8 protein-coding genes are annotated in these 11,943 nt (G+C 73.5%); 4 read left to right on the top strand and 4 right to left on the bottom strand.

The annotated features are described in order from the left end of the window. Positions 1-12: 12 nt before the first annotated feature. Positions 13-1,962: a sensor histidine kinase gene (locus JUB10_RS07790; protein ID WP_207455215.1), complete on the top strand. Its 1,950-nt coding sequence runs from the start codon at positions 13-15 to the stop codon at positions 1,960-1,962. Continuing rightward, positions 1,959-2,603, top strand: coding sequence for a response regulator (locus JUB10_RS07785; RefSeq protein WP_207455213.1), 645 nt, complete (start codon positions 1,959-1,961; stop codon positions 2,601-2,603). The genes JUB10_RS07790 and JUB10_RS07785 overlap by 4 nt, the downstream gene beginning before the upstream one ends. A 10-nt stretch (positions 2,604-2,613) precedes the next feature. Here the strand turns inward: JUB10_RS07785 and JUB10_RS07780 are convergent, their stop codons facing one another. Then, positions 2,614-6,144: a proline dehydrogenase family protein gene (locus JUB10_RS07780; RefSeq protein WP_207455211.1), complete on the bottom strand. Its 3,531-nt coding sequence runs from the start codon at positions 6,142-6,144 to the stop codon at positions 2,614-2,616. Positions 6,145-6,225: 81 nt separating this feature from the next. Here JUB10_RS07780 and JUB10_RS07775 point away from each other — a divergent pair, with 81 nt between their 5' ends. Continuing rightward, entirely contained in the window at positions 6,226-7,119 is an 894-nt protein-coding gene (locus JUB10_RS07775; RefSeq protein ID WP_207455209.1) for a LysR family transcriptional regulator, read from the top strand. A 404-nt stretch (positions 7,120-7,523) separates the two neighbouring features. Here the strand turns inward: JUB10_RS07775 and JUB10_RS07770 are convergent, their stop codons facing one another. Together JUB10_RS07770 and JUB10_RS07765 are read right to left on the bottom strand one after the other, a co-directional pair. Beyond that, on the bottom strand, positions 7,524-7,691 hold the full coding sequence (locus JUB10_RS07770; protein ID WP_207455208.1) for a hypothetical protein: 168 nt from the start codon (positions 7,689-7,691) through the stop codon (positions 7,524-7,526). Positions 7,692-7,879: 188 nt separating this feature from the next. Continuing rightward, a complete protein-coding gene (locus tag JUB10_RS07765; RefSeq protein ID WP_207455206.1) occupies positions 7,880-9,097 on the bottom strand; it encodes an MFS transporter in 1,218 nt (405 codons plus the stop codon). A gap of 167 nt (positions 9,098-9,264) precedes the next feature. On the opposite strand from JUB10_RS07765, the gene JUB10_RS07760 reads away from it, so the two are divergent. Beyond that, positions 9,265-10,578 carry an MFS transporter gene (locus JUB10_RS07760; RefSeq protein ID WP_207455205.1) on the top strand — a complete coding sequence of 438 codons (1,314 nt, stop codon included), beginning with the start codon at positions 9,265-9,267 and terminating at the stop codon, positions 10,576-10,578. 620 nt (positions 10,579-11,198) lie between these two features. Here JUB10_RS07760 and JUB10_RS07755 read toward each other — a convergent pair. After that, on the bottom strand, positions 11,199-11,912 hold the full coding sequence (locus tag JUB10_RS07755) for a VIT1/CCC1 transporter family protein (protein ID WP_207455203.1): 714 nt from the start codon (positions 11,910-11,912) through the stop codon (positions 11,199-11,201). Between the last annotated feature and the right edge of the window lie 31 nt (positions 11,913-11,943).

The following is an 11,943-nucleotide window of genomic DNA, read 5'->3' as shown; positions in this document are numbered from 1 at the left end:
CAGGATGTGGCCATGACCCGCGCGACGACCCGCCTGCCGTGGCTGATCCCCGCGACGACGGCGGTGCTCGTGCTGCTCGGTTGCCTCTTCGCCGTCGCGGCCGGCGCGGCCGAGACGGGCTACCTCGTGCTCGACGCGGTGGTCGGGGTCAGCTACCCGCTCGTCGGCGCGATGATCGCGTCGCACCGCCCCCGCAACCCCGTCGGCTGGCTGTTCTGCCTGAGCGGCGCCGGGCTCGCGCTGCAGGCGTTCACGGGCGGCTACGCCCTGCTCGGAGCGGAGGAGGGCTGGCCGCTCGCCGCGCTCGCCGCGTGGGTCAGCAACTGGGTGTTCTTCCTCGGCTTCGGTCCGCTGCTCCTGCTGCCGGTGCTCGTACCCGACGGCCGCCTGCCGTCGCCGCGCTGGCGCCCCGTGCTCCGGGTGCTCGTCGCGCTGCTCGTGGTCGTGCAGGTCATGTTGATGTTCCGCGACGAGCTCTGGGTGTGGGGCCGGGTCTCGCCGAACCCGGTCGGGTTCCTGTCCACCGACGCGGTGATCGCACCTGCGTTCGGGGTGCTCGTGGTCGCGCTCGCCGTGGCGGCGGTCGCCGCGCTGTCGGTGCGCCTGCGTCGTCCGCGCGGCAACGAGCGGCGGCAACTCGTGCCGGTGCTCGCGGCGGTCGGCATCCTGGCCCTCGCGGTCGTCGCCGACGCGCTGCTGCCGCCGCTGTCGCCGCTCGGCATCGCGCTGCTCTCCACCGCCCTGCCCCTCGTGCCGATCGCGGTCGCGCTGTCGATGTTCCGCTACCGCCTGTTCGAGATCGAGATCTACCTGCGGCGCACCGTCGTCTACGCCGTCGTCGGCGTCGTGCTGCTCGCGCTCTACCTGCTCGTCGTCACGACGCTGCACGCCCTGCTCGGCCGGCAGACCGACGTCGTCGTGCAGCTCGTCGGCACCGCGATCGTCGCCGTGACGTTCGCGCCGCTGCGCGATGCGGTGCAGCGGGCGGTCGCACGCCTGCTCTTCGGCAGCAGGGGTGACCCGGCGCGGGCTCTGTCGGATTTCGGCCGGCGGCTCGAGGCGAGCGCCGACGCGGGGCGCCTGGTCGACGACGCCGCGCACGCGCTCGCCGCGACGCTGCGGCTGCCCGGGGTCGAGATCGCGGATGCCTCCGGCCGCGTGCTTTCCCGGGCAGGCGCCGTGCCCGCCCGGGCGCACGAACTTCCGCTCACCGCGGCCGGCCGTGCCGAGGGCACGCTGCGGGTGGCGCCGCGGTCCGCGGGCGAGCAGCTCTCCGCGGGGGACCTCGCGGTGCTCGACGAGCTCGCCCGGCAGCTCGGGGTCGCGCTCGCCGCCGTGCGACTCGGCCACGAGGTGCAGCAATCGCGCGAGCAGCTCGTCGTCGCGCGGGAGGAGGAGCGGCGCCTGCTGCGCCGCGAACTGCACGACGGGCTGGGGCCGGGGCTCGCGGCGATCGGCCTCGGACTCGACGTCGCGCAGGCGAAGGCCGGTCGCGACGTCGGCCTCGACGGCGTGCGTCAGCTCACCCGCTCGCTCGTCGCCGACGTCCGGCGCATTGTGCACGACCTCCGCCCCGCGTCGCTCGACGAGCTCGGGCTGCTCGGCGCACTCGAGGATCTCGCGCTCGCGGCATCCGGCGCCCAGATCGTCGTCGAGGGCGACCGGGAGGCGCTGCAGCACCTGCCCGCCGCGGTCGAGGTCGCCGCCTACAGGATCGCGCAGGAGGCCCTCGGCAACGCGCTCAAGCACTCCGGGGCATCCGCCATCGCCGTCCGCGTCGAACGCGAGCCGCACGCGCTCGTCGTCACCGTGACCGACGACGGCGTCGGCGTGCCCGCCGCGGTGACCGAGGGCGTCGGCAGTGGCAGCATGAGGGAGCGCGCCGCCGAGCTCGGCGGCAGCCTGCGGCGAGAGGCCTCGGCCGCGGGAGGGACCATCGTGGAGGCGGTGCTGCCGTTGTGACCGAGACGCCGCTGCGAGTCGTGCTCGCCGACGACCACCCCCTGCTGCGCCACGGGCTGCGCAGTCTGCTCGAGGAGGTCGGCGCCGCCGAGGTGGTGGGCGAGGCCGAGACGGGGGAGCGGGCCGTGGAGCTCGCCCTCGAGCTCGAGCCCGACGTCGTCGTGATGGACCTCGCGATGCCCGGCGCGGGCGGCATCGAGGCGACCAGGGCGATCATCGACGCCCGCCCCGACATGGGCGTGCTCGTGCTGACGATGAGCGAGGACGACGCCTCGGTGTTCGCCGCGCTGCGCGCCGGTGCCCGCGGCTACGTGCTCAAGGGCAGCGACGGCGGCGACTTCCTGGGTGCGGTGCGCGCGGTCGCCCGCGGCGAGGCGGTCTACGGGCCGGGCGTCGCCAGTCGGATCAGCCGCTTCCTGACGGCCGGCCCGTCGCCGACGCCGTTCTCCGACCTCACCGCCCGCGAGCGCGAGATCCTCGACCTGCTCGCCGACGGGCTGAGCAACGCCGACATCGCCGCGAAGCTCTTCCTGAGCATGAAGACGGTCAAGAACCACCTGACCAGCATCTTCGCCAAGCTGCAGGTCGCCGACCGGGCGCAGGCGGCCGTGCGGGCGCGTCAGGCGGGCCTCGGCAGCTAGCGCGGGAGCGTCAGAGCACTCCCTCGGAGAGGTGGTTGGGCGTGCCGAAGCGGTGCGCCGTCACGCTGACCGCCTGCTCGCGCAGGAACGGCAGCAGTTCGAGCCGGCCCGACTCGGTGACCTCGCCGGCCCACACCGCGATGTCCGGGCGGCCACCGGTGGCCGCGGTCACGGTCGAGGCGGGGGCACCGATGAGGCGGATGCGGTGCGGGGCGGCATCCGCGATCCGGGAGAGCCAGGCGGCGTCGTCTTCGACCGCGATCGGCACCGGCAGCTCCGCCGCGAGGGCAGGAGGCAGCGGCAGGGCCGAGCTCACGCTCACCGGCGCGCCGGCCGCGGTCGCGGCTAGCAGCACCCGGGCGAGCTCGTCGACCGTGCCGCCTTCGGCGAGCCGCACGACCACGGGCGCGTCGACCGGCAGGTAGCGGAACACGTTGCGCTCGGAGGCGAGCCCCGAGACATCCGTCGGGGCGAAGTGTGACCCGAGCGCGGCGGCGTCGCTGCCTGCCGCCCGGGTCAGCGACTCACCCGCACCGGCGGCGCGCAGCAGCCGCGCCACCTGATCGGGGACCGGCGCGGAGAGGGATGCCTCACTGCGCGACCACGAACCCAGGCCGACGAGGTAGTTCGGCCCGCCCGCCTTCGCACCGGGGCCGACCGCCGACTTCTTCCAGCCGCCGAACGGCTGACGCCGCACGATCGCCCCGGTGATGCCGCGGTTGACGTAGAGGTTGCCCGCCTGCACGGTCGAGAGCCAGGTGACGAGCTCGCCGGCGTCGAGCGAGTGCAGCCCGGAGGTCAGGCCGTAGTCGACCTCGTTCACGATCGCGATCGCCTCGTCGAGCGTGTCGGCGGTCATCACGCCGAGGATCGGCCCGAAGTACTCCGTGCGGTGGAACGCCGAGCCGCGGCGCACGCCGGCACGAATGCCGGGGCTCCACAGCCGACCCGCGGCGTCGAGCTTCTTCGGCTTCAGCACCCAGCGCTCGCCCTCGCCGAGGGTGGTCAGCCCCTCGAGCAGCTTGCCCTGCGCGGGCTCGATCAGCGGGCCCATCTTGGTGCCGGCGTCGCTCGCGGGGCCGACCTCCAGCGAGGCGACGGCGTCGAGCAGCTGGTTGCGGAAGCGGCGCGACTTCGCCACCGACCCGACGAGCACGACGAGGGACGACGCCGAGCACTTCTGCCCGGCGTGCCCGAAGGCGCTCGTCACGACGTCCTTGACGGCGAGGTCGAGGTCGGCGCTCGGGGTCACGATGATCGCGTTCTTCCCGCTCGTCTCCGCGAGCAGTGGCAGGTCGTGCCGGAACGAGCGGAACAGCTCGGCTGTCTCGTACGCGCCGGTGAGGATGACGCGGTCGACGAGCTCGTGCGCGATGAGCTGCCGACCGAGTTGCTGCTCGTCGACCTGCACGAGAGCGAGCACGTCGCGGGGCACGCCCGCCTCCCACAGCGCCTCGGCGACGAGGGCGCCGCAGCGCTCGGCGAGGGCCGCGGGCTTGAACACGACCGAGGAGCCGGTCGCGAGCGCCGCGAGCACGCCGCCCGCGGGGATCGCGACGGGGAAGTTCCACGGGGGAGTGACGAGCGTGAGCGTCGCGGGCGTGAAGCGCGCGCCGTCGACGCGGTCGAGCTCCAGCGCGGCATCCGCGTAGAAGTGCGCGAAGTCGATCGCCTCGCTCACCTCGGGGTCGCCCTGGTCGAGCGTCTTGCCCGCCTCCGCGGCCATCACCTCGAGCAGCTCCGCCCGGCGCGACTCGAGCACCTCGCCGGCGCGGTGCAGCACGGCCGCGCGCTCGGCGGCGGGCAGCGCGGCCCAGGCCGGGGCGGCGGATGCCGCGGCGCGAAGGATCTCGTCGAGCGCGCGCTCCTCGGTGATCCGCGCGGCCGCCACGGTGTCGACGCCGAGCCGCGACGACGGCACCCGGGCGAGGATCGCCGCGCCCCACTCGCGGTTCTCGGCGACGGCGGGGTCCGTGTCGGGGGTGTTCTCGAAGTGGCCGAGGGTCGGGCGCGTCACCGCGGCGAAGCGGTCGGCCGTGCGGTGCGAGGGCGGCACCGAGTCATCCAGAGCCTCGACGGATGCCCGGTAGCGCTGCTCCTCGCGGGCGAACAGCTGCTCGTTCTCGTGCAGCTCGAACACCGCCGACATGAAGTTGTCGTGCGAGGCGCCCTCCTCGAGGCGGCGGATCAGGTACGCGATCGCGACGTCGAACTCCCTGGGCGCGACGACCGGGGTGTAGAGCAGCAGCCCGCCGACCTCGCGGCGCACGGCCTCCGCCTGGCCCTGGGCCATGCCGAGCAGCATCTCGAACTCGATGCCGCCGGTCACGCCGCGCTGCTGGGCGAGCAGCCAGGCGTGCGCGACGTCGAAGAGATTGTGGCCGGCGACGCCGAGGCGCACGTTGCGGATGCGCTCGGCGTCGAGCGCGTAGTCGAGCACGCGCTTGTAGTTGGTGTCGGAGTCCTGCTTGCTGTGCCAGGTGGCGAGCGGCCAGCCGTGCACATCGGCCTCGACGCGCTCCATCGGCAGGTTCGCGCCCTTCACGAGACGCACCTTGATGCCGGCGCCGCCGCGGGCGCGCCGGGCGGCAGCCCAGTCCTGCAGCCGGATCATCGCGGCGAGGGCGTCGGGCAGGTAGGCCTGCAGCACGATGCCGGCCTCGAGCCGCTCGAACTCGGGGCGATCGAGCAGGCGGGTGAAGACCGCGATCGTCAGGTCGAGGTCCTTGAACTCCTCCATGTCGAGATTGATGAACTTCGCCGGGCTCGCCGCGGCGGCGCGGGCGAAGAGGGGCGCGAGCTGCTCGACGATGTCGTCGACGGCGTGCTCGAACGCCCACGGGTTGTGCGGCGCGACCGCCGCGGAGACCTTGATCGAGACGTAGTCGACGTCGTCGCGGGCGAGCAGGCGGTGCGTGCCCTCGAGGCGACGAGCGGCCTCCCTCTTGCCGAGCACGGCCTCGCCGAGCAGATTGACGTTGAGCCGGATGCCCTCGCGCTTGAGGTGCCCGATCGCGGGCCCGAGCTTGCGGTCGGTCGCATCGACGATGAGGTGGCCGACCATCTCGCGCAGCACGCGCCGGGCGATCGGCACGACGACGTCGGGCAGCACCGGGGCGACCAGCCCGCCGACGCGCACGGCGGCGCGCATCGGCAGGGGCAGGAACTTCGGCACGCGCGGCGCGATCTCGGCGAGCTTGCGGGCGGCGACGCGGGTGTCCTCGGGGCGCACCACTCCGTCGACGAAGCCGACCGTGAAGTCGAGCCCGTCGGGGTCCTTCAGCACGCCCGCGAGCTGCTTCGCGGAGCCGTCGACGGGGAACTGCGCGGCCTCGGTGAGCCAGCGGCGCACGAGCGCGACGACGTCGTCGGTGAGCGCGAGGTGCTCGGCGCGGTCGAGGGTGGTGCGGTCGGCGGTCGCCTCACGGACCGGGGTCGCCGGGCGAGGGTCGGCCGGGGTGGCCGGACGCGGGTCGGCCGGGGTCGCCGGGCGGGGGTCGGCCGCGCCGGTGCGGTCGGTCTCGGGCAGCAGGTCGGTCATGCGATCAGTATCGGAAGCACGAGGAGTAAGCAAAAGCGGATGTTTCTAAGCGATATCGATCAGCAGGGCTAACCTTTCCTCGTGCTCGACGTGCGCCGCCTCGCCCTCCTTCGGGAGCTCTCGATCCGCGGCACGCTCGCCGCCGTCGCGGAGTCGGTGCACCTCTCGCCGTCCGCCGTCTCGCAGCAGCTCGCGCAGCTCGAGAAGGAGGCCGGCGTCGAACTCCTGCGTCCCGCCGGGCGGCGGGTGCAGCTCACGCCGGAGGCGGAGATCCTCGTCGCGTCGGCGACCGAGGTGCTCGACGTGCTCGAGCGGGCGCAGGCGGCGCTCGAGGTGGCATCCGTCTCGGTGCGCGGCACCGTGCGCGTGGCCGTGTTCCAGTCGGCGGCGCTCGCGCTCATGCCGGCGGCGCTCACCGCGATGCGCGAGCAGCACCCCGACGTGCGCATCGAGATGACCCAGCACGAGCCCGAGCAGGCGCTGCACGACACGTGGGCGCGCGACTTCGACATGGTGGTGGCGGAGCAGTACCCGGCGCACGCGGCGCCGCGGCATCCGGGGCTCGAGCGGCAGGAGCTGACGACGGATGCCATCCGGCTCGCCGTGCCCGCCGACTCGCCCATCCGCTCGCTCGACGACGCCCGCGGCGCGGCCTGGGTGATGGAGCCCTACGGCGCCGCCTCGCGGCACTTCGCGGAGCAGCGCTGCCGCCAGGCGGGCTTCGAGCCCGACGTGCGCTACCAGACCGCCGACCTGCAGGCGCAGATGCGCCTCGTGGAGTCGGGCAACGCGGTCGCGCTCATGCCCGACCTCATCTGGACGGGCCGCGGCACGACCTCGCGGCTAGTCGACCTCGCGGATGCCCCGCGGCGGCAGATCTTCACGGCGCAGCGGGGGGCGGGGGCGGCGTCGCCCGCGATGCGTGAGTTCGCGCGGGTGCTGCGGGAGGCGGCGGGGCACCTGGAAGGTGTGTAGCGCTGCCCCTTTGCTGGCGGTGGTCGCTATCGGAGGAGATTCCGGCCATCTGGGTCGGATTTGGGCCGGAAGTGGCCGTTTCTCCTCTGTTAGGCGCCGCCGCTGCTCTGGCTCGCTGACGTTGGTCGCTCACGGGGGAGATTCCCGCGACCCGGGTCTGATTCGGATCGGGTGCGGCTATTTCTCCTCCGCTGGGCGCGGGTGCCGCCGCCCGATCGATAACGGAGGCGTTTCGCGCCCGTGGCGTGGGGAGTGGACGCAGAACGGGGCGAAACGCCTCCGCAATCGATCGCGGGTGCAGGCAACGAAGGAGATTCCGCCGTTCCAGGTCGGATGCCAACCGGCTCGGCCGATTTCTCCTTCGACAGCCGCACTCGCAGCAGGGAAGCAGCCGCGAGGTCGGCTCAGGCCAGCTCGGGCGGCGTGTGCCCCAGCCGCGCCATCACGGCGTGGCTGAAGTCACGGCAGACGCCGCACTGCGGCTCGCTCGGGTGACCGCCGTCGCAGTGCGCGCAGAACAGGAAGCCGTTCACGGCGGAGCGCCCGCCGCCGCAGTCGCACGGCGAGCTCATGGGGTCGTGGTGCTTGTCGGCTGAAGCATGCGGAGACGGTACACGCGGGTCGTGGTCCGGCGTGATTCGGCCGCGTAACAGTCGTGTGAAGAAGCGTCGCATGATGATCGGGACCGAGCCTCCGCCGATCCGGGCACCGAGTGTAGGGCCGTTCGGCCCCCTGTGCCGACTCGACGGATGCCGTCGGCTCACGCCCGGGCGTCGTCGATCCCCCGCAGCGCGAGCGCGAACCCCACGCTCGCGGCGAGCAGTACGCAGCCGGCCGCCACGAACACGACCGGCACCCCCGCGGCGCCGGCGAGCACGCCGCCGAGCAGCGCGCCGAGCGGCATCCCGCCCCAGACGAGCGTGCGGTAGACGCCCTGCACCCGCCCGAAGAGCACCTCGGGGATGAGGGTCTGCCGCAGCGACATCGTGAGCACGTTCCACACCATGACGCCGCCCGCGCCGGTGGCGAGCAGCGCCGCCGCGGCGACCGGGTTCGTCGTGAGTCCGGTGCCCAGGGCGGAGAGCCCGGTGACCGCGCACCCCGCGACGAGTCCCGCCCGCCGGCCGATCGCCCGCGAGACCGCGGGCGCGACGAGACCGCCGAGCAGTCCGCCGACGCCGGCCGCGACCAGCAGCAGCCCGTACGCGGCATCCGGGATCCGCAGCACCTCGAGGGCGAACAGCACGAGGATGCCGTTGATCGCCGACTGGGCGAGGCTCGTCGTCGCCGCGATGAGGGTGAGGCGACGGATGACGCTGTGCCCCCACAGCCACCGCAGGCCCTCTCCGATGTCCGAGCGGATGGACGGCAGAGCGCCCTCGCGTGACGGCGCCCGCACGCCGCGCACCGAGAGCACGAGTACGGCCGCGAGGGCGAAGCCCACCGCGTTGAGCGTCAGGGGCGATGCGGCGGAGAGTGCGAACAGCGCGGCGCCGAGCGGGGCGCCGAGGAACGTCTGCCCCAGCGCCTCCTCGACGGTCAGCAGGCTGTTCCCGCGGTCGAGGTTCCGTTGCGTCACCACCTGCGGCAGCAGGGCGCGGGCCGCGCTGTCGTAGACCGTCTCGGCGGTGCCGAGCACGAACGCCACCACGTAGAGCGCGACGATCGACCCGGCATCCGTCACGACGAGCAGCGCGAGCGCCGACAGCGTGACGGCGCGCAGGCCGTTCGCGACCGCCATCGCCGTGCGCCGGTTCACGCGATCGACGACGGCACCGCTGACGATCGCGAAGAGCAGCCACGGCACGAACGCGAACGACGTGAGGCCGGCGACGAGCACCGGGTCGCGGGTGTACGACGCGGCGAGCAGCGGCAGAGCGGTGCGGCCGAGCCCGTCCCCGAGGTTCGAGACGCCGCTCGAGGCGAAGAGCCGCCAGAACGGGGCGCCGAGCCCTCCGTCGGCCGGCTTCGCGCTCACGTGTTCACGATAGGGGCCGTCGTTCGCGTGAGGGCTCGACTGGTCAACGCACCGCTCACCGGCGCCCGCAGCGACTCGCCACTCACCGACACCCTGACCACTCGGCGTCAGTACGGGGGCGATAGGGCGGATGCCTCCGGGCGTGGCCCCCGGTAGCCTCGACCCTCGTGAGTCGGCGCGGAACGGAGGGCACCATCGCGCGCCGCATCACCGAGACCGTCCTGCCGGAGCGACTCGGCCGCGGCTTCCGCTGGCTGCTCGCCTCGTCGTGGACGTCGAACCTCGGCGACGGGATCGCGCTCGCCGCGGGTCCGCTGCTCGTCGCCTCCCTCACGCAGAACGCGGTGCTCGTCGCGCTCGCCGCGACGATCCAGTGGCTGCCGCCGCTGCTGTTCGGGCTGCTCGCCGGCGTCATCGCCGACCGGCTCGACCGGCGCCGCGTCGTGGCATCCGTCAACCTCGTCCGGGCGGTCGTGCTCGCCCTGCTGACGGCCGCGATCGCAACGGATGCCGTGTCGATCGTGATCGTGCTCGGCGCGCTGTTCCTGCTGTCGACGGCGGAGGTGTTCGCCGACAACAGCGCGCAGTCGCTGACCCCGACGATCGTGGCGCGCGACGACCTCGCCGTGGCGAACTCGCGGCTGCAGACCGGGTTCCTCACGCTCAACCAGATGGCCGGTCCACCGATCGGGGCGGCTCTGTTCACGGTCGGCGCCGCGTGGGCGTTCGGCGTGCAGGCGGTGCTCGTGCTGCTCGCGGCCACGCTCGTGGTGCGGGTGGCGCTGCCGCCCGACGAGCATCCGGATGCCGCGAAGAGCCACCTCTGGCGGGACATCGCCGAGGGCATCCGCTGGACCTTCCGGCACGCCGCCGTGCGCACGCTCGTGCTGACGATCGCGATCTTCAACGTGACCTTCGGCGCCGCGTGGTCGGTGCTCGTGCTCTACGCGGGGCAGCGGCTCGGCCTCGGCGAGATCGGGTACGGACTCATCACCACGGTCACCGCGGTCGGCGGGCTGCTCGGCATCGCGAGCTACGGGTGGATCACCAAGCATGTGAGCCTCGGCAACCTCATGCGCATCGGCCTCATCATCGAGACGCTCACCCACCTCGCGCTCGCGCTGACCACGAGCCCGGTCGTCGCGCTGCCGGTGTTCTTCGTCTTCGGCGCGCACGCGTTCGTCTGGGGCACGACCGCCGTCTCGGTGCGGCAGCGCGCGGTGCCGCGCAAGCTGCAGGGACGCGTCGGCAGCGTCAACACGCTCGGCGTGTTCGGCGGCCTCGTCGTGGGCTCCGGCATCGGGGGAGTGCTCGCCGAGCTCTACGGCGTCACGGCACCGTTCTGGTTCGCGTTCGCGGGCTCGGCGCTCTTCGTCGTGCTCATCTGGCGGCAGCTGCGGCACGTCGCGCACGACGACGAGCGGGCGGATGCCGCGGGCGACGAGCGTCCGGATGCCGCGGGCGGCGTGCCGGCGGCGTAGCCCCTTCGTGCCCGGAGGAGGCCGCGTGGCCGGCCGTTTCGTGAGGCGGCTCGTTCCTTTGGCAGGACATCCGTGATGACGCGCCGCCCCGCGGCATCAGTCACTCGGCGCGTCCCCGCGATCTGTCCTGCTGTAGGCGCAGTCACGTTGTGTAGGACCGCAGCCCTGACGCGCCGGCCCCTGACCCGCAGCACCGAAGGGTCGCGCCATCCCTCCTACACAGCGTGAGCGGGCGTGCGGACGCACGACCGCGTGGCCGACTGGACGCGCAACGTGGGCGGGTGACTGAACGCGCGACGTCGAGCGGTGACACGCCTGCACAATGAGCGCAGCGGACACGAACGCGTGCCGAACACGGCACCACGTGGCGTCTGTAGGAACGCGGTCACCGACACGCCGCCTCGCGGCCGGCAGCATCGGCGTGTCGCGCCGCCGCTCCTACACGAGCCACGCGGTGCGACGCCGGCGCAGCGGACACGAATGCGTGCTCAGCACGGCTGCATGTGGCGTCTGTAGGAACGCGCTCACCGACACGCCGCCCCGCGGCTCCGAAACACCGGCGTGTCGCGCCGGCCGCTCCTACACAAGCCACGAGGATGCGACGCCGCCCGGCGAAGGTCTCAGCCGATCGCGGTCCCCAGCAGCGACCCCAGCGCGAACGTCGCCCCGAGCGCGAGCGCCCCGCCGACCACGACGCGCAGCGCCGGCCGCGCGGCCGACGTGCCGCCGAGCCGGGCGCCCACGGCCCCGGTGAGGGCGAGCGCCAGCAGCACGACGGCGAACGTGACGGGCACGCGCACGGCATCCGGCAGCAGGATCGCGGCGAGCGGCAGCACCCCGCCGAGCAGAAACGCGACGGCGGATGCCGCGGCCGCGTGCCACGGCGAGACGAGGTCGTCCTGGTCGATTCCGTGCTCGACCTCGAGGTGCGCGGCGAGCGCGTCGTGCTCGGTGAGCTCGCGGGCGACCCGGTCGGCCGTCTCGAGGGAGAGGCCCTTCGCGCGGTAGATCGAGGCGAGCTGCGCGAGTTCCGCGTCGGGCTTGGTGGCGAGCTCGCGCTGCTCCATCTCGACGAGGGCGCGCTCGCTGTCGCGCTGGCTGCTCACCGAGACGTACTCTCCGAGCGCCATCGACACCGCGCCGCCGAGGAGGGCTGCGGCACCCGCGGTCGCGATCGGCGCGATCTCGCTGGTCGCCCCGGCCACGCCGACCACGATCGCCGCGACCGACACGATGCCGTCGTTCGCGCCGAGCACTCCGGCGCGCAGCCGGTTGAGCCGACCGTTGACGCCGCCGGTACGCGTCTCCTCCTGAGGGTTCGTCACCGCCGTCATTCCGTCAGAGTGACACCGCGACGACTGGACC

Source organism: Desertivibrio insolitus (genome assembly GCF_017355965.1).
GTDB lineage: Bacteria > Actinomycetota > Actinomycetes > Actinomycetales > Microbacteriaceae > JAFIQW01.
Note: the sequence above shows the minus strand (reverse complement) of the source record. Positions and strands in the feature narration are given on the sequence as shown.

Bases quoted from the DNA above. Each gene is read 5' to 3' on its own strand.
- JUB10_RS07755 (WP_207455203.1), bottom strand. From the start codon at position 11,912: ATGACGGCGGTGACGAACCCTCAGGAGGAGACGCGTACCGGCGGCGTC.
- JUB10_RS07780 (WP_207455211.1), bottom strand. From the start codon at position 6,144: ATGACCGACCTGCTGCCCGAGACCGACCGCACCGGCGCGGCCGACCCC.
- JUB10_RS07790 (WP_207455215.1), top strand. From the start codon at position 13: ATGACCCGCGCGACGACCCGCCTGCCGTGGCTGATCCCCGCGACGACG.
- JUB10_RS07770 (WP_207455208.1), bottom strand. From the start codon at position 7,691: ATGAGCTCGCCGTGCGACTGCGGCGGCGGGCGCTCCGCCGTGAACGGC.